The 16,682-nt window shown below is 69.6% G+C and carries 17 protein-coding genes, 1 tRNA gene and 1 pseudogene; 8 read left to right on the forward strand and 11 right to left on the reverse strand.

Translation table 11 applies throughout. The features are described 5' to 3' along the window. From H7U32_RS11780 to H7U32_RS03655, 5 genes and pseudogenes are all read left to right on the forward strand, one after another. A partial coding sequence (locus H7U32_RS11780) for an IS3 family transposase (RefSeq protein ID WP_369122467.1) occupies window positions 1-86 on the forward strand: 86 nt, incomplete at its 5' end. A 39-nt stretch (window positions 87-125) separates the two neighbouring features. Further along, window positions 126-686: pseudogene (locus tag H7U32_RS03640) on the forward strand (enolase C-terminal domain-like protein); the annotation flags it as partial. 43 nt (window positions 687-729) lie between these two features. Continuing rightward, the gene (locus H7U32_RS10935) at window positions 730-924 is read left to right on the forward strand and encodes an aldolase/citrate lyase family protein (protein WP_204468184.1); all 195 of its coding nucleotides are present in this window, start codon (window positions 730-732) and stop codon (window positions 922-924) included. Window positions 925-950: 26 nt separating this feature from the next. Further along, the gene (locus H7U32_RS03650; protein WP_204468186.1) at window positions 951-1,523 is read left to right on the forward strand and encodes an aldolase/citrate lyase family protein; all 573 of its coding nucleotides are present in this window, start codon (window positions 951-953) and stop codon (window positions 1,521-1,523) included. A 125-nt stretch (window positions 1,524-1,648) separates the two neighbouring features. Beyond that, entirely contained in the window at window positions 1,649-2,440 is a 792-nt protein-coding gene (locus tag H7U32_RS03655; protein WP_204468188.1) for an IclR family transcriptional regulator, read from the forward strand. Between the two features lie 66 nt (window positions 2,441-2,506). Here H7U32_RS03655 and H7U32_RS03660 read toward each other — a convergent pair whose 3' ends face one another. The 5 genes from H7U32_RS03660 to H7U32_RS03680 form a co-directional block, all read right to left on the reverse strand. Then, window positions 2,507-3,919: a DEAD/DEAH box helicase gene (locus tag H7U32_RS03660; protein ID WP_204468190.1), complete on the reverse strand. Its 1,413-nt coding sequence runs from the start codon at window positions 3,917-3,919 to the stop codon at window positions 2,507-2,509. 9 nt (window positions 3,920-3,928) lie between these two features. After that, on the reverse strand, window positions 3,929-4,585 hold the full coding sequence (orn, locus tag H7U32_RS03665) for an oligoribonuclease (protein ID WP_204468192.1): 657 nt from the start codon (window positions 4,583-4,585) through the stop codon (window positions 3,929-3,931). Between the two features lie 136 nt (window positions 4,586-4,721). Then, the gene (guaB, locus tag H7U32_RS03670; protein WP_204468193.1) at window positions 4,722-6,269 is read right to left on the reverse strand and encodes an IMP dehydrogenase; all 1,548 of its coding nucleotides are present in this window, start codon (window positions 6,267-6,269) and stop codon (window positions 4,722-4,724) included. A 90-nt stretch (window positions 6,270-6,359) separates the two neighbouring features. Next, the gene (locus tag H7U32_RS03675; RefSeq protein ID WP_204468195.1) at window positions 6,360-7,622 is read right to left on the reverse strand and encodes an MraY family glycosyltransferase; all 1,263 of its coding nucleotides are present in this window, start codon (window positions 7,620-7,622) and stop codon (window positions 6,360-6,362) included. Beyond that, window positions 7,619-8,296 (reverse strand): L-threonylcarbamoyladenylate synthase, encoded by a 678-nt coding sequence (locus tag H7U32_RS03680; RefSeq protein WP_204468197.1) that lies wholly within the window; start codon window positions 8,294-8,296, stop codon window positions 7,619-7,621. Before H7U32_RS03680 ends, H7U32_RS03675 begins: the two co-directional genes overlap by 4 nt. Window positions 8,297-8,440: 144 nt before the next feature. Here H7U32_RS03680 and H7U32_RS03685 point away from each other — a divergent pair, with 144 nt between their 5' ends. Continuing rightward, window positions 8,441-9,118: a sugar O-acetyltransferase gene (locus tag H7U32_RS03685; protein WP_204468198.1), complete on the forward strand. Its 678-nt coding sequence runs from the start codon at window positions 8,441-8,443 to the stop codon at window positions 9,116-9,118. A 13-nt stretch (window positions 9,119-9,131) separates the two neighbouring features. Here the strand turns inward: H7U32_RS03685 and prmC are convergent, their stop codons facing one another. The 5 genes from prmC to H7U32_RS03710 all read right to left on the reverse strand — a co-directional run bounded on the left by prmC (window position 9,132) and on the right by H7U32_RS03710 (window position 12,470). Beyond that, entirely contained in the window at window positions 9,132-10,103 is a 972-nt protein-coding gene (gene prmC, locus H7U32_RS03690; protein ID WP_204468200.1) for a peptide chain release factor N(5)-glutamine methyltransferase, read from the reverse strand. Between the two features lie 11 nt (window positions 10,104-10,114). After that, window positions 10,115-11,209, reverse strand: coding sequence for a peptide chain release factor 1 (gene prfA / locus H7U32_RS03695; RefSeq protein ID WP_204468202.1), 1,095 nt, complete (start codon window positions 11,207-11,209; stop codon window positions 10,115-10,117). 116 nt (window positions 11,210-11,325) lie between these two features. Continuing rightward, window positions 11,326-11,538, reverse strand: a complete 213-nt coding sequence (rpmE, locus tag H7U32_RS03700) for a 50S ribosomal protein L31 (RefSeq protein WP_204468203.1) — start codon at window positions 11,536-11,538, stop codon at window positions 11,326-11,328. A gap of 144 nt (window positions 11,539-11,682) precedes the next feature. Further along, window positions 11,683-11,756 (reverse strand) — tRNA-Ile (locus tag H7U32_RS03705). 135 nt (window positions 11,757-11,891) lie between these two features. Further along, window positions 11,892-12,470: an ECF transporter S component gene (locus H7U32_RS03710; protein ID WP_323804567.1), complete on the reverse strand. Its 579-nt coding sequence runs from the start codon at window positions 12,468-12,470 to the stop codon at window positions 11,892-11,894. Window positions 12,471-13,131: 661 nt separating this feature from the next. Between H7U32_RS03710 and H7U32_RS03715 the strand changes: the two genes are divergently transcribed. Beyond that, window positions 13,132-13,566, forward strand: coding sequence for a glycerophosphodiester phosphodiesterase (locus tag H7U32_RS03715; RefSeq protein ID WP_239457477.1), 435 nt, complete (start codon window positions 13,132-13,134; stop codon window positions 13,564-13,566). Window positions 13,567-13,608: 42 nt separating this feature from the next. Here H7U32_RS03715 and H7U32_RS03720 read toward each other — a convergent pair whose 3' ends face one another. Next, entirely contained in the window at window positions 13,609-14,841 is a 1,233-nt protein-coding gene (locus H7U32_RS03720) for an ROK family transcriptional regulator (protein ID WP_204468207.1), read from the reverse strand. 203 nt (window positions 14,842-15,044) lie between these two features. Here H7U32_RS03720 and H7U32_RS03725 point away from each other — a divergent pair, with 203 nt between their 5' ends. Then, window positions 15,045-16,622, forward strand: coding sequence for a xylulokinase (locus H7U32_RS03725; protein WP_204468209.1), 1,578 nt, complete (start codon window positions 15,045-15,047; stop codon window positions 16,620-16,622). Window positions 16,623-16,682 lie beyond the last annotated feature (60 nt).

Here is a 16,682-nt window from a genome sequence, read left to right on the forward strand (position 1 = left end):
GATGGAACCACGTGAGAAGACAGGTCAAGCTCGACGGCATGACCCCGGTGGAATACCGGGACCGAGCCCTGCAAAAGGCAGCCTGACCGCTATGACTTAACAAGTCCAACTTCCGGGACGCAGTTCACTTCTGGCTGATGTTCGACTGCTGGATGAGCCAGACCGTGAACTACGCGACCAAGCTCGCGCACGCGGCCGCCCCTTACCACCTCAAGTGGATCGAGGAGTGCTTCCCGCCGAACCAGATCGACTCCTACCGTGAGCTCAAGAAGAACATGCCCGCCGGCATGCTCATGACCACCGGCGAGCACACCGGCACCCTGGAGGGTTTCAAGGAGCTCTCCGACGCCGGCGTGGACATCCTCCAGCCCGATGTCGGCTGGTGCGGCGGCGTGACCTCCCTGTGCGAGATCGCGGCGATCGCCAAGTCGCGCGGCCAGCTGGTCGTGCCCCATGGCTCGTCCGTCTACTCGCACCACGCGGTGATCACGTTCACCAACACCCCGTTCAGCGAGTTCCTCATGACCTCGCCCCATGCCGACTCCCTGCGCCCGCAGTTCGACCCGATCCTGGTCGGCGAGCCGGTGCCCGAGGGCGGCATCATCACCGCCGAGCAGCTGGACAAGCCCGGCTTCGGCGTGGAGCTCAACCGCGAGTGCCCGCTGGAGCGCCCGTTCACGCATTGATCGGCGTGACTGACGGACAAACCGACGGACGGAAAGGAACACCATGGCTTCCGTTGCACTCCCCCGCAACGAGTTCAAGGCAGCGATCAAGGAAGGCCGCCAGCTCAAGGGCCTGTGGCTGGCGATGGGCTCGGCCACCTCGGCCGAAATCGCGGCCGAGGTCGGCTATGACTGGCTGCTCATCGACGGCGAGCACGGTCCGAACGACCTGACCACGATCCTCGGCCGAACGACCTGACCACGATCCTCGACCAGCTGCGCGCCGTGCACGGCTACCCCACCACCCCGGTGGTGCGCCCCGCCGACGCCGACCCGGTGCTGATCAAGCAGGTGCTCGACCTGGGCGCGCAGACGCTGCTGCTGCCGATGATCAACAACGCCGAGGAGGCGGAGCTGATGGTCAAGGCCATCAACTACGCGCCCGAAGGCATCCGCGGCGTGGGCGGCGTGATCGCCCGCTCCGGCCGCTGGGGCCTTATCCCCGACTACATGCGCGACGCGAAGAAGGAACTCTGCCTCATCCTGCAGGTCGAGTCCCAGGAAGGTCTGGACAACATCGACGAGATCGCCGCCGTGGACGGCTACGACGCGATCTTCATCGGCCCAGCCGACCTCTCCGCCTCGCTCGGGCACCTGGATGACGCCGGCGCGATCCAAGACCAGGTCGCCTACGCCTTCGAACGCATCAAGGCACATGGCAAGGCCATCGGCTCGCTGGCCTTCGACCCCGAGACCGCGAAGCGCTACTTCGATTGGGGCGCCTCCTTCGTGGCCGTGGCCGGCGACACCGACATCTTCGTGCGTGGCCTCGCCGCGGAGCTCGAGCACTACCGCTGAGTTCCGATCGGCGTTGTGGCCGCGCCGCACGTGGCGCCGCCACAACGCTTCCGCCGCCGGGCGGCCCGTTCCTCGCCTCGCGCGGGGCGGGCTGCCCGGCGGTTCTGCATCTAGGATGATGCCCCATGATTGACGATGACGATTCCCCCGTCGTGCCCGGCACACAGACCTTGGCGAACGGCTTGAAGGTGCTGGAGGCCGTCGCCGAAGGCTCCTCCACGCTCGCCCAGGTGACGCAGGCCACCGGTCTGTCCCGGTCCACCGCGCATCGGCTCATCCAGGCGCTGCGCAACGCACGCTATCTGCGCGACGCCGCCGACGGCTCGCTGGCACTCGGCCCGATGCTCATCGAGCTCGGGTTCCTCGCCCGCGACCAGGTCTCGCTGCAGGGCGTGGCGCGCCCGATCCTGCTCGACCTCGCCGAGGAGACCAAGGACACGGTCCACCTGGCCATCGAGGCCGAGGGCGAATGCCTGTACTTGGACAAGGTGCGGGGCAGCCGCAACGTGGAGATCCGCTCGTGGCCGGGCGTGCGCATGCCGCTGACCTACACCGGTATCGGCAAGGCGTTGCTGCTGGAGTCCCCCGACCGGTGGGAGGCGCAGTTCCTCGCCGACCGGGCGCGCATGGAGCGCCAGCCCCAGCACGACTTCGCCAGCACGCAGGCCTTCCTCAAGGCGATGGCCGTGTACGCCGAACAGGGCTTCGCCTGCGACCTGGAGGAGAACGAGCAGGGCATCCGCTGCGTGGCCGCGCCGATCCACGACGCCACCGGGCGTGTGGCCGGCGCCATCTCCGTCTCCGGCATGGTGCAGGTGATGCCACCGCGGCGCATGCGGCAGCTGGGACCGATGGTGCGCGCCGCCGCGGACCGCATCAGCGCCGAGCTCGGTCACCGTCCGCGCCGCCAAGGCTGAGGGAACGGCCGCAGCGCCCGCGAGACGCCCCATCGAACGCCGGCCGGTCCGCCACCCGACCGGCGTTCAGAACAGCTCGGCCTGTGCGAAGCCGTCGTCGCCGGCCAAGGCCGCTTGGGAGGACGGGGTGAACGCGCCCACGCCGTCGGCGGCGAGGCGGGCGGAGGCGGCGGCCGACGCGGCGCGCAGGTCGCCGTCGAGCAGCACCGCGTCGGGCGAGACGAGGAACATGCGCTCGTTGACGCCGGCCAGGTACAGCCCGTCGAGTCCCTCCACGCGAGACAGGGCCACGTAGCCCATGCCGGGCGCGAAGGTGCGCCTCAGGTCCATGACGGCGCGGTCGAGTGTCATGCCCTGCGATTTGTGGATGGTGATGCCCCACGCGCAGCGCAACGGCACCTGGCTGACGGAGGCGAGCACGGTGTCGCCGTCCATCATCTCCCACGTAGCCTGCCGCATCGTCACGATGCTGCCGTTCTCGAACTCGACGATGGGCCAGCCGCCCTTGGCCTCGGACGCGAAACCGCGCACCGTGCCCAGCGAGCCGTTGACGTACTGGTGGTCCTGGTCGTTGCGCAGCGCCATCACGGCCGCGCCCTCCTTGAGCACCAGGCGCTGCGGGGCGAGCATGGTGCGCTTGAGCCGGTCCACCAGGTCCACCTGCCCCGCCTGCTCGGCGTGGAACTCGTGCTCCTCAGCCGGCAGCTGGGCGAGACGAAGGTCGTTGAGGGAGTCGGCCTGCCGGTTGACCGGGAACAGATGCGTGGCCACTTGGCCCGGCCCGGGCACCGCGCCCAGGCGGGTGAGGAGCACGTCGTGGTCCTCCTGGGTGACCTGCCCCTCGCGGATGTCGGTGAGGACGGCCAGGAGGCGGCCGTCGTCCTGGCGGTGCTGCTCCGTCAGATAGCAGACGATGGGGGCCAGCTCCTGCCAGACCAGCGACTCGGTGACGAATCCCTCGGGGTTAAGTCCGGCCTTCGCGTACCGTTCGCGGGATTCCAGGAACTCCGCGGAGGGGACGATGAGGTCGCGGTTGCGCCCGGAGACGCTCACCGGCGGCAGCTGGAAGAAATCGCCGGACAGCACCACCTGCAGGCCGCCGAAGGGGCGCGGGTCGCGCCGCAGCTCCCTGCAGACGCGGTCGACCATGTCGAACAGCCAGGCGTGCATCATCGACACCTCGTCGATGACGAGGATGTCAGTGGCTTGGATCTTGCGGCGACGCCGCGTCTTGATGCGCTTGAGCAGTCCGTCGGTCAGCGCCGTGGCCACGCCCACGCCGCTCCACGAGTGGATGGTCTGGCCGTTGATATGCGTGGCGGCGATGCCGGTGGAGGCGGTGACGGCCACGTTCGCGCCATCGGCGCGCGCCTGGCGGATGAACTCGTTGAGCACGTAGGTCTTGCCGGCGCCGGGCGCGCCGGTCAGGAACACGTTCGCGCCGGCGTTGAGGATGGCGAGGGCTTCGGACTGGCGCATGCTGCCCGCTCACTCAGCCGCGCGAAGCAGGCTGGTGGCCTCGATCTCGCCGGCGATGGCCTTCGCCTCGGCCGTGTCCGGCCCGGGGACCGGCGCCATGAAGGCCTTGCGGTAGTAGCGCAGCTCGTCCAGCGATTCGATGATGTCCGCCAGGGCGCGGTGCCCGCCGTTCTTGGGCGGACGGTTGAGGTATACGTCCGGGTACCAGCGGCGGGCCAGCTCCTTGAACGTGGAGACGTCGATCGTGCGGTAATGCAGGTGACTCATCAGGCCGGGCATGTAATGGTCGAGGAACTTCTTGTCGGAGCCGATGGTGTTGCCGGCGAGCAGCGGACGCACCCCCTCCGGTGTGAAACGCTTGACATACTCGGTGACCTTCGCCTCGGCCTCGGCCAGCGGCAGGCCATGCTCCCATTCGTCGATGAGCCCGGAGCGGGTGTGCATCTGGCGCACGAAGTCGTTCATATGGTCCACGGCCGCCTGGCTGGGCTTGATCACGTAGTCCACGCCCTCGTCCAGCACGGTGAGGTCGAAGTCGGTGGGCACCACGCTCACCTCCACGAGCTCGTCACCACCGAAGATGTCAAGCCCGGTCATCTCGCAGTCGATCCAAATCAGGCGCGATTCCTTCGCGCTGTACACCTCGCCGTCGTGCGCATCCACCATCTGCCTCGTCTCCTTCCGATGCCGGCCCATGCCGGGCATCCGTCGTCGCCAACGGAACGCTTCAGCCTACCACCATAGACGAACGACCGCTTCCCCGGGTCGGGGAAGCGGTCGTTCGATCGCTGTCCGTCTTCCGTCAGTTGTGGAAGCCGGTGTAGTTCGGCGCCTCGGCGGTCATCACGATGTCGTGCGGATGCGACTCGCGCAGGCCGGCGTCGGTGATGCGGATGAAGCGGCCCTTCTCCGGCATCTCCGGGATGGTGTGCGCGCCGATGTAGAACATCGACTGGTGCAGGCCGCCGATGAGCTGGTAGAGCACGGCGTTGAGCGGGCCGCGGTACGGCACCTCGCCCTCGACGCCCTCCGGCACGACCTTGTCGTTGGAGGTGACGTCGGCCTGGAAGTAACGGTCCTTGGAGTAGGACTTCTTGCCGCGCGGGGCCATGGCGCCCAGGGAGCCCATGCCGCGGTACAGCTTGTACTGCTTGCCGTGCAGCAGCACCTTCTCGCCCGGGGCCTCCTCGCAGCCGGCGAGGGTGCCGCCGAGCATCACGCAGGAGGCGCCGGCGACCAGGGCCTTGGCGATGTCGCCGGAGTAGTGGATGCCGCCGTCGGCGATGCACGGCACGCCGGCCTCGCGGCAGGCCTGCGCTGCCTCGTACACGGCGGTGAGCTGCGGCACGCCGACGCCGGCGACCACGCGGGTGGTGCAGATGGAGCCGGGGCCGATGCCCACCTTGACGGCGTCGGCGCCGGCGTCGATCATCGCCTGGGCGCCGGAGCGGGTCGCCACGTTGCCGCCGATGATCTGCACGCCGTCGAAGGCGGAGTCATGCTTGAGGCGGGAGATCATGTCGAGCGCGAGCTTGGCCTCGCCGTTGGCGGTGTCGACCACGAGCACGTCCACGCCGGCCTCCATGAGGGCGGAGGCGCGCTGCCAGGCGTCGCCGAGGAAGCCGACGCCGGCGGCCACGCGCAGGCGGCCCTGCTCGTCCTTGGTGGCGTCCGGGTACTGCTCGGTCTTGACGAAGTCCTTGACGGTGATCAGGCCGGCGAGCTTGCCGCCCTTGTCCAGCAGCGGCAGCTTCTCGACCTTGTGCTGGGCCAGGATGTGGTGCGCGTCCTCCTTGGAGATGTCGGCCGGGCCGGTGATGAGGTTCTCCTTGGTCATCACGTCCTTGACCTTGAGGTGGTCGTAGTCCTCGGACGCGATGAAGCGCATGTCGCGGTTGGTGATGATGCCGACGAGGCGGTTCTCCTTGTCCACCACCGGCAGGCCGGAGATGTGGAAGCGGCCGCACAGCTTGTCGAGGTCGGCCAGGGAGACCTCGGGGTTGACGGTGAGCGGGTTGGTGATCATGCCCGACTCGGAGCGCTTGACCACGTCGACCTGGGCGGCCTGGTCGTCGATGGACAGGTTGCGGTGGATCACGCCGATGCCGCCGTTGCGGGCCATGGCGATGGCCATCTCGGATTCGGTGACGGTGTCCATGGCGGCGGAGATCGCCGGCACCTTCATGGTGATCTCGCGCGTCAGATGCGTGGTGGTGTCCACCTCGGAGGGGATGACGTCCGTCTCGTTCGGCAGCAGCAGCACATCGTCATAGGCGAGGCCGAGCTTGGCGAAAATCGGGGGCAGGGGGGCATACGCGGATTCCGCGTTCATATCGGGAAGATTAGCCATAGACCCACTATATGAACGCGCGCGGACGTGACACACCGGCCCGCCCGGCCCCGGCAGCGGCGGGATTGCGCCGTTTGCACAGGCGCAAGGTCAGCCGGCCTGCGCCGGGGCGGGGGCACCGGGGCCGTCGCCGGAATCTGTCTCGTCGGATGGCTCGTCGGCGACGCCGGTTCCGACCGCCTTCCGGCCCGCCCCCCGGCGGACCGACGCCGCGTGGTGCGCCTGCTGGCGCGCCATCGCGAGCGCGGCGTTCTCCTCGGCGATGTCGGGCAGCCGGTGCCGCAGATACGGGTACAGGGTGGCGACGGTGAGCACGGCCGCGGCGGCCGTCATGCCCAGGGCCACATGCCATGCCTTGAAGAAGAGGATGAACAGCGAGCCGAAGGCGATGAGCGCCGCCCACGCCCACAGGATCGACACGGCGCCGCGCACGGTGTGGCCGATCTTGAGCATGCGGTGGTGCAGGTGCATGCGGTCGGGGTGCATCGGCGACTGGCCGTGCGCCAGGCGGCGCACGATGGCCATGCACATGTCGAGCACCGGCAGGAACAGCACAAGGAGCGGCAGCAGGATCGGCATGAACGCGGGCAGGTACAGGCTGGTGTGCACGGAGGCGGGGTCGATGTGCCCGGTCATCACAATGGACGCGCAGGTGATGAGGTAGCCCAGCAGCATGGATCCGGAGTCGCCCATGAACAGCTTGGCCGGATGCCAGTTGTGCATGAGGAAACCCACGCAGATGCCCACGAGCGCCACGTCGATGAGCGTGGCCATCGAGGCGTAGGAGGGCGAGGAGCGCGCGAGGATGTACGAGTAGATCGCGAAGGCGATGCCGCCAATCGCCACGATGCCGGAGGCCAAGCCGTCCAGGCCGTCCACGAAGTTCACCGCGTTGATCGAGGCGACGATGAGGATGGCGGTGATCGCCATCGACAGGCTCGGCGAGGCGGTGACCAGGCTGCCCAGCGGCAGCGAGATGATCTGCAGGCCGCCCCACGCCACGAACACGGAGATGAGCAGCTGCCCAGCGAGCTTGAGCATCCAGTCGAGGTCCCACAGGTCGTCGGCCATGCCCAGCAGGCAGATCATCACGGCGCCGGCCAGGATGACCCACACCTGCTGGCTGCCTTGGAACAGGCCCTGCACGAAGGGGATGTGGCTAGCGAACAGGATCGCCACGGTGAATCCAACGAGCATGCCCAGGCCGCCCATGCGCGGGGTGGGCACGGTGTGCACGTCGCGTTTGCGCACCTCGCCGACCGCGCCGATCTCGATGGCGAGATGGCGGATGATCGGGGTGACCAGATAGGTGGCGCCGCCGGCGATGGCGGCGATGAGCAGATAGATCCTCACGCGGCGGCCCCCTCGCCCAGCGAGCCGCCGTTGACGTGCAGCGCGGCGTGGATGGCGCCGGCCGGGATCACGCCTTCCCTGAGGATGGCGATGCCGTCGCACCCGTAGGGGTCGGCGGCGACCACGGTGCTGGACACATGCCCCTGGGTGGGGCCGCCGTCCAGATACAGGTCGATTGCGTCGCCGAAGGCGGCCTGCGCCTCCTCGACGGTCTGCGCCGATTCGTCGCCGGAACGGTTGGCACTGGAGGCCGCGAGCGGGCCGGTGGCCTCCAGGATGCGCAACGAGAGGGCCGAGTTGGGCACGCGGATGCCCTGCGTGCCGGGCCGGCCGTCCGCCGTGTCGGCCAGGGTGGCGAGCGTGCAGCCGGCCCCGGCGACGGCGATCGGGGAGAACGCGCCGGGCAGGAACGCCGCGGCGAGCCGGTTGAGCGGAGCGGGCAGTTCGAGGCGCAGCTCCGCCATCTGGCCCTCGTTGGCGAGCAGCACCTGCAGCGGCTTGTACCGGGGACGACCCTTGAGCTCGTAGATGCGGGCGATGGCCGCCTCGTTGCGCGGGTCGCAGGCCACGCCGTACACCGTGTCCGTGGGCACGACCACCAGTCCGCCGTCGCGCACGACGCGGGCCGCCTCCTCGAGTGCCGCCCCGTCCGCCGCCTTCATCACCGCGCTCATGTCCGCCGCCTTCCCGTGCATCCGTAAAGAACCTTAGGTCCATCATTGCACCATCGCGCCGCGACGAGCGGGGCGGTCCGATTCCGGGGAACGTCGATGGTAGCGTGGTCCCTGCCATGAACCGTCGCCCAAGGAGGGTTTCCGATGACCGATGAGATGACCGCCGCTGCCGCCGTGCCGCCGGTCGAGCCGCGCCAGCCGCGCCGATCCGAGCGCGAGGAGATGCTGGACGGCAAGCTGTACGACGCCTCCGATCCGCAGCTGGCGGCGCTGCGGGACAAGGCCGCGGACCTGTGCTCGCGCTTCAACGCGCTGCCGCGCGGCGCCACGGCCGAGCGCGCCGCGGTGCTCGACGAGCTGCTGCCCAGCCACGGCAAGGCCCTGGACGTGTTGGGCCCGGTGTTCTTCGATTACGGCTGCCACACCACAATCGGCGACCGCGTGTTCGCGAACTTCAACTTCACGGTGCTTGACTGCGCGCCGGTGACGATCGGCGACGACGTGCTCTTTGGCCCGAACGTCTCGCTGCTGCCGCCGATGCACCCGCTGCGCTGGCAGGACCGCAACGTGCGCGAGCGCGAGGACGGCTCGACCTATGACTATGAGTACGGCAAGCCGATCGTGATCGGCTCCAACTGCTGGTTCGGCGGCAATGTGACCGTACTCGGCGGCGTGACGATCGGCGAGGGCTGCGTGATCGGCGCGGGCGCCGTGGTCACCAGGGACATCCCGCCGAACTCGGTGGCGGTGGGCAATCCGGCGCGCGTGATCAGGACGATCACGGACGCCGACGCCAGCGTGTACCAGGATTACGCCCGCTGACGGAACCGGCCGCTCAGGCCTTCGTCGCGGTCAGGAACCGGGGGCGGCCGGCCAGGTCGAGACCGGTCGAGGCCGTGGCGAAGCCGTGGTCGAGGGCGTAGTCGCACAGCGCGGCGTCCTGGCTCACGTCATGCTCCATCACCAGCAGGCCGCCGGGGCGCAGCAGCGCCGCGGCCCGGCCGATGATGCGCTCGGGCAGGGCCAGGCCGTCGTCGGAGCCGCCGTACAGGGCAAGCTCGGGATCGTAGTCGCGCACCTCGGGCTGGCCGGGGATGGCCGCGCGCGGCACATAGGGCGGGTTGGACACGACGGCGTCGAGGCTGCCGTCGAGCTGACGCAACACGGCCGGATCGGTGGCGTCGCCGGAGACCAGATGGTAGCGTCCGGCGGCCGCGGTCCCCTCCCCCAGCACCTCGCGGCGGTTGCGCTCGGTCCAGGTGAGCGCGCGGTCGGAGAGTTCGACGGCCCACACCTCGCTGCCAGGGACCTCGGTGACGACGGACAGGCCGACGGCGCCGCTGCCGGCGCACAGGTCCGCGACGCGCGGCTGGCCGAGGCCCTGCGCGGCGAGCCAGTCGAGCGCGGCCTGCACCACGGTCTCGGTCTCCGCCCGTGGGATGAACACGCCCGGCCCGACCTTGAGGTCGAGCCAGCGGAACGGGGCGTGCCCGACGATGAGCTGCAGCGGTTCGCGGGCGGCGCGGCGCGCGACCATCATGCGCAGGGTGGGCAGGGCGGCGGCCCAGCGGCAGCGGCGGCCGGCGTCGGGGTCGGAGGCGGCGCTGGCATTGTCATCCCCGTCGACGAATCCGGCGGACTCGCCCATGAGCAGGGCCAGGTCCACCTCGTGCAGGTCGCAGCCGGCGGCCTCGGCCATGAGCAGCTTGGCGTCATGGGCGGGGGTGTCGACTCCGGCGGCGCGCAACGTGGCGGCGGCCCCGTTGATCACGTCGGCGAGGGAGGGGGCGGGCTTCGGCGCAGCCATCCCGGCCCCGCTCATTCGCCGGCCTGGCGGGCCAGGCGCTCGGCCTCGTCGGCCTGGATGTCGGAGTCGATCACGGCCTGCAGGTCGCCGTCGAGCACCTGGTCGAGGTTGTAGGCCTTGTAGCCGGTGCGGTGGTCGACGATGCGGTTCTCCGGGAAGTTGTACGTGCGGATGCGCTCGGAGCGGTCGAGGGAACGCACCTGGGAGTGGCGCATGTCCGCGGCCTCGGCGGCCTCCTGTTCGTGCTTCATGGCCAGCAGGCGGCTTTTGAGCACGCGCAGGGCGGCGGCGCGGTTCTGGATCTGCGACTTCTCGTCCTGCATGTTCACGGTGATGCCGGTGGGCAGGTGGGTCATGCGCACGGCGGAATACGTGGTGTTCACGGACTGGCCGCCGGGGCCGGAGCTCATGAAGATGTCCACCTTCAGGTCCTTGGGATCGATCTCGATCTCGTCGTCGTCCTCGTCGGCCTCGGGGAACACGATGACGCCGGCCGCGGAGGTCTGGATACGCCCCTGCGATTCGGTGACGGGGATGCGCTGCACGCGGTGCACGCCGCCCTCGTATTTGAGCGAGGCCCACACGCCGTCCTCGGGGGCGGGGGTGCCCTTGGCGCGGATGGCCACCTGCACGTCCTTGACGCCGCCGAGCTCGGTGGTGTTCTCGGACTGGACTGTGACACTCCAGCCGCGCTTCTCCGCGTAGCGGGTGTACATGCGCAGCAGGTCGCCGGCGAACAGGGCGGCCTCCTCGCCGCCGGTGCCGGCCTTGATTTCCATGATCGTGTCGCGGGCGTCGTCCGGGTCGCGCGGGATGAGCGCGGTGCGCAGCTTCTCCTCGGCGGCCGGCAGCTCAGCCTCGAGGCGTTTGGCCTCGTCGGCGAAGTCGGGGTCCTCGGCGGCCATCTCGCGGGCGGCGTCCAGATCGTCGCTGATCTGCCTCCACGCGGTGTAGGCGGCGACGATGGAGCCGAGCTCGGCGTGGCGGCGGCCCAGCTTGCGCATCTTGTCGGGGTCGGTCACCACCTCGGGGCTGGCCATCTGCTCCTCCAGGGAGCGGTATTCCTCGAGCGCGGTCCGTGCGGCGGGGAACTGTTCGTCTGCCATGGTGGGTCCTTAGCTGTGATGGGGACGGGTGTGCGGGGTGCGGGTGCGGGCATACAAAAACGCCAGCCCTGCTCCGGCCGGATTCCGGCCGGGCGCGCAGGCTGGCGTTAAGAAAGCTACTTGGCCTTCTTGCCGTAGCGGCGCTCGAAACGGGCGACGCGGCCACCGGTGTCGAGGATCTTCTGCTTGCCGGTGTAGAACGGGTGGCAGCTCGAGCACACGTCGATGGTCATGTGATCGGTGTTCGCGGTGGAACGGGTGACGAAGGTGTTGCCGCACGAGCACTTGACTTCGACCGGATGGTAATCGGGATGGATACCCTGCTTCATGGTGTCTCCTAGGGAATTCAGGTGACCCGGGTCGCCCCGCCCCGATGGCGTGGCGTGAACCGGAACCTAGGGAAGCATACGCGCCGGGCGCGACGACGCCACGGCACCTGACGGCCGGCCGCCGGGAAGGATGGAGGGGAAGAGTGGGGCCGCAGGGGCTTGAACCCTGGACCGGCGAGTTATGAGCACGCTGCTCTAACCGACTGAGCTACAGCCCCACATCGCGCCGGCGCTCCGCCTTTAGGCGGCGGCGCCATGCCGACGGGCATAGCCTAGCAGAACGCCCCGAACACCGCCAAGGCGCGGCCGGCCCGCCGCCGGGCCATTGCCGGTCCATTGCCGGCCGCCCCGGCTCAGGCGTCGATGGCCCCGCGGATGGCGCGCCCCGATTCGAAGCGGTCGAGGACGCCGGCGCGGGCGATGGCCACGTAGAGGAACCAGCTCATCACACCGGCGACGAGCACGCCGCCGACCAGTTCGCTGATCATATGGATGATGCCGCGCGGGCTGAGGAACGCGACGCCTTGGAAACGGAACAGCAGCAGATAGACGCCGTATTCCAGCGCGGTGAGCGCGCCGGAGCACACCGACAGCGCCAGCGTGAAGCGCCGGTACCGCGTCACCATGAACGGAAGCTCGGCGAACAGGCCCTGCAACGCGGCCGACAGCAGCACGAAGGTCATGGCGTACTGGCTGCCGAGCAGCCCCTCGACCAGGGACCCCACCACGTTCACGTACACGGCCGCGCCGGGTTTGCGGATGATGAGCACCGCCAGCGTGCCCGAGAAATACCAGAAGCCGTGCAGGATGCTCGCCAGGCCGGGCAGCACCGCGCCGATGAGCGGCGAGACGGACGCATAGGCGAAGTTGAACCCCCAGAACACCACGCCGCAGGCGACGCTGAGCGCCGCGCCCACGGCGATGTCGGCCACGCGCCAGCGCAGGCGATGGGCCCGGGGCTTGGGGAAGGACGGCGATGATGCGGAGGAACGCGCCCCGTCGGAGGGACGCGCCTTACGGGATTGGACGGACGGCATGGCTGCTCCTGTTCCTGGTCGAAGCCGCGCACAGCGAGAACGGGCCGGCCCACGCATCCACCGCCTCGGGCGGGATGCCATCGCCGGGGAAACCGCCGGAGAAGGCCGACCGGGCGCCCCCTGACCTGCGCGGCCCGGGCGGAGGCGCCGCACGCCACACTACCAAGCGGCGGCAGCGCGCCACACCATGGCCCCATAGCCGCCTGCTATGACCGGTTACAGCCGGATCCGCGACACGCCGATGAACCGAACATCGATGTTCGATTTATCAGACGTTTCTCACATTTTTATGTCGCGATGGTACATTCCGCACACAGAACGCAACCCGCCCGCACAGCACCGCGCATTGAGGTGTCCTTCGCGTGAACAGCGGGACATAATCCCGCAATTTCGGCATTTTCCGCCCTCGACCAGGTGTATGCTGTTCCCCAGATGCCAGCGAGGCATCGGCATCATCGCCATAAGCACCACGTCACAACTGAACATCACCTACCATTCTAATCTCACATCATCGATGTTCGTTTGTCAGGCGTCGGTTCCAGAGAAAGGAAGCATCATGGCCGTTGAGGAAGCACGCCAGCCGAAGGTCATCACCGTGAATCTCGACATGTTCGGCAAGGACGCCGCCGCGAAAACCGCCGCCGCCAACAAGGTGGCGAAGTCCTTCGGCATCAGCGACGAGACCCTCGCTCAGGTGGAGGACTTCAAGGAGCAGCTCACCAAGCATCATGCCTGGGACCTGCCGTTCATGGGCTATGTGAACGAGGACGGCTACGGCTACGCCTATGTGCCCGACGCCGCGATCTGCCACACCCCGTACTGGGACGCCCATGCCGCGTTCAAGGCCCTGCCGGAGGACGCGCAGACCGCCTTCGCGATCCGCATGCTGTTCACCCACCGTCCGGTGGACCGCTATGGCGCCGACATGTTCCTGCACTACGAGCGTGGCTTCGTGGTCAAGTGGGAGGGCACCGGCGCCAACCAGTACTGACCGAAGCCCCGGGCTGGGCGCCGCCGTCTCCGCGTAAGGCGCTCAGCCCTCTGCGCCGCCGACGAATCCGAGCGGATCGTCGATGAAGCGGCGTAGGCCGAGCTTGGCGGCGCCCCGCAGTGCGGGATGCCCGCCGACCTCGGGCATGCGCACGCGCACCTGCACCGCGGGACGGCCGAGCAGCTGCGCGTTGGCCTCCCGCTCGATGCGCTCGGTGAACCCGCTGCCGAAGCGCTCCCACAAACCGCCGAGGAGGACGGTGCCCACGTCGAGCATGTTCACCGCGCTCGCCACGATCGACGACAGCACGCGCACCGCCTCGTCCGCGCAGGCGACCGCGCGCGACTCCCCCGCGCGCAGCAGCTGCGCCAGCGCTTCGAAGGATTCGATGCGCACCGCCTCCTCGCCGTGGGCCAGGCCCGCGCGCTCCACCAGCGCGCGGCGGCCCACGTAGGCCTCGAGGCATCCGAGACGGCCGCAGGAGCATCGCGGACCGTCGAGGGACAGCGAGACATGGCCGATCTCGCCGGCGAAGCCGCGGTCACCGGTGACCAGACGGCCGTCGCGCACATAGGCGCCGCCGATGCCGATGTCGGCGGAGACGTAGAGGAAGGAATCCCCGGGGCCGACGATGCCCTTGCGCCGCCGTTGGGTGGCGTAGCCGGGGATCTGCGCGAGCGCGGCCATGTTGGCCTCGTTGCCGCCGCGGGCGTCGAGCCGGGCCACCACGTCGAACCGCCGGAGGTCGAGGTCGGCCCAGCCGAGGTTGCGCGCGGTGAGCAGGCGCATATCGTCGGTGACCAGGCCGGGCAGGGCCAGGCCAGCGCCGGCGACGCGCCATCCGCGGGCGGTCACCTCCCGCTCGTGGCGTGCGACGAGCTCGTCGAGCGCGGCGAACACTTCGGCCGGATCGCTGCCGCCCATCGGCCGTTCGACCCACTCCCCCGCGATGGTGGAGCCGTCGAGGTCCACGACGGTGGTGCCGTAGCCGTCGGTGTTCACCTGCATGCCGACGCCGCACAGCACTCCGCCGGCGATGGCCAGCGGGGTGCTGGGGCGGCCGAACGCGGCCGCCGCGACGGGGTCGCCTTCGCGCACCACGCCGGCGTCGATGAGGATGGGGACGAGCAGCGACATCGTGGCTTTGGTCAGGCCGGTCGCCTTGGCGAGTTCGGCGCGGCTCATGGGTTCGATGTTGCGCAGCAGCGTGTCGATGACGACCGACAGATTGTGGTTGCGCAGGTCGTCCTGGTTGATGCGTCGCAAAGACGCCATGGCCGGTTCCTTTCGTCAGGGCCGGCGGCATGCGCCGGAATGACCGATCGTCGGAGTCGGGTGCCGGGCCGATCGCCGACGGCCACAGGCCACATCCGCCGACGACGGCCTGGTTCAACCCTAAGTGATGGTACCAACGTCATCACGTCACGGTATAGTTTAGTCATCTAACTAATCCGACATGCATTATGCAAGGAGGCACTATGGCACGGAATCTCGTAGCCGGCGTCGACACGTCCACCCAATCCACGAAGGTGCGCGTCACCGACGCCGCGACCGGCACAACGGTGCGCTTCGGCCAGGCCAAGCATCCGGACGGCACCACCGTCGCCCCCGCGGCCTGGTGGCAGGCGTTCCGGGAGGCCGCCGAACAGGCCGGCGGGCTCGCCGACGTGGCCGCGCTGGCCGTCGGCGGCCAGCAGCACGGCATGGTGCTGCTCGATGCCACCGGCGCCGTGATCCGCGACGCGATGCTGTGGAACGACACCAGCTCCGCCCCGCAGGCGGCCGCGCTCATCGAGGCGCTCGGCGCCGCCCCGGCCGTCGGGGACGAGCCGCAGGACGTCGTCGCCCGAGGCAAGCAGCGCTGGGTCAGGGCCGTGGGCTCCTCCCCCGTCGCCTCCTACACGCTCACCAAGGTCGCGTGGGTGGCCGAGCACGAACCGGAGCATGCGCGCGCCATCGCTGCGATCTGCCTGCCCCACGACTGGCTCAGCTGGCGCATCGCCGGCCACGGCCCGGCCTCCGAAGGCGGCGACGCCCGGCTCGACGCCCTGTTCACCGACCGTTCCGACGCCTCCGGCACCAGCTACTACGACGCCGCCTCCGGCCGCTACCGCCGCGACTTGCTGGCGCTGGCGCTGGCCCCGGCCTTCGGCGAGCGCGTCGAGATCGCCGCCATGGCCGACCCGACCCAGCCCATCGACACCTCCGCCGCGCCGCAGGCCACCGCGCTGGCCGAGCGTCTGGTCCTGCCGACGGTGCTCGGCCCGAGCCAGGCCGCCGCGGACACGGCCGACCCGGCCATCGCCGGCGGCGAGGTGGACGGCGGCTGTCTGCTCGGTCCCGGCGGTGGTGACAACGCGATGGCGTCGCTGGGCCTGGGCATGCAGGTGGGCGACGTGTCGGTCTCCCTAGGCACCTCGGGCGTGGCCGCCGCCATCGCCGAGAACCCGGTGTACGACCTGACGGGCGCGATCTCCGGCTTCGCCGACTGTACCGGCCATTACCTGCCGCTGGCCTGCACGATCAACGGCTCGCGCATCCTCGACGCCGGCCGCCACGCCCTCGGCGTGGATTACGACGAGCTGGCGGAGCTGGCCTTCGCGGCCGAACCCGGCGCCGGCGGCATCACGCTCGTGCCGTATTTCGACGGCGAGCGCACGCCGAACCGCCCCGACGCCACCGCCTCGCTCACCGGCCTGACGCTGGCGAACACCACGCGCGAGAACCTGGCCCGCGCCTTCGTGGAGGGCCTGCTGTGCTCGCAGCGCGACTGTCTGGAGCTCATCCGCGCGCTCGGCGCCCGCGTGGACCGTGTGCTGCTCATCGGCGGCGGCGCCAAGTCGGAGGCGGTGCGCCGCCTGGCCCCCGCCATCCTGGGCATGGACGTGACCCGCCCCGCCACCGACGAGTACGTGGCGATCGGCGCGGCACGGCAGGCGGCCTGGGTGCTTTCCGGCGCGGCCGAGCCGCCCGCCTGGCAGCTCACGATCGAGGGCGTGGAGACCGGCGAGCCGACGCCGGAGGTCTACCGCGCCTACGCCAAGGCGCGCGGCTGAATCCGCCGTTCCGGATGCACGGCCACCATCCTTAACAAACGAAAACGGTATGCCATCGGT

The sequence above is a fragment of the Bifidobacterium pullorum subsp. saeculare genome, assembly GCF_016899725.1.
Classification (GTDB): Bacteria; Actinomycetota; Actinomycetes; order Actinomycetales; family Bifidobacteriaceae; genus Bifidobacterium; species Bifidobacterium pullorum_C.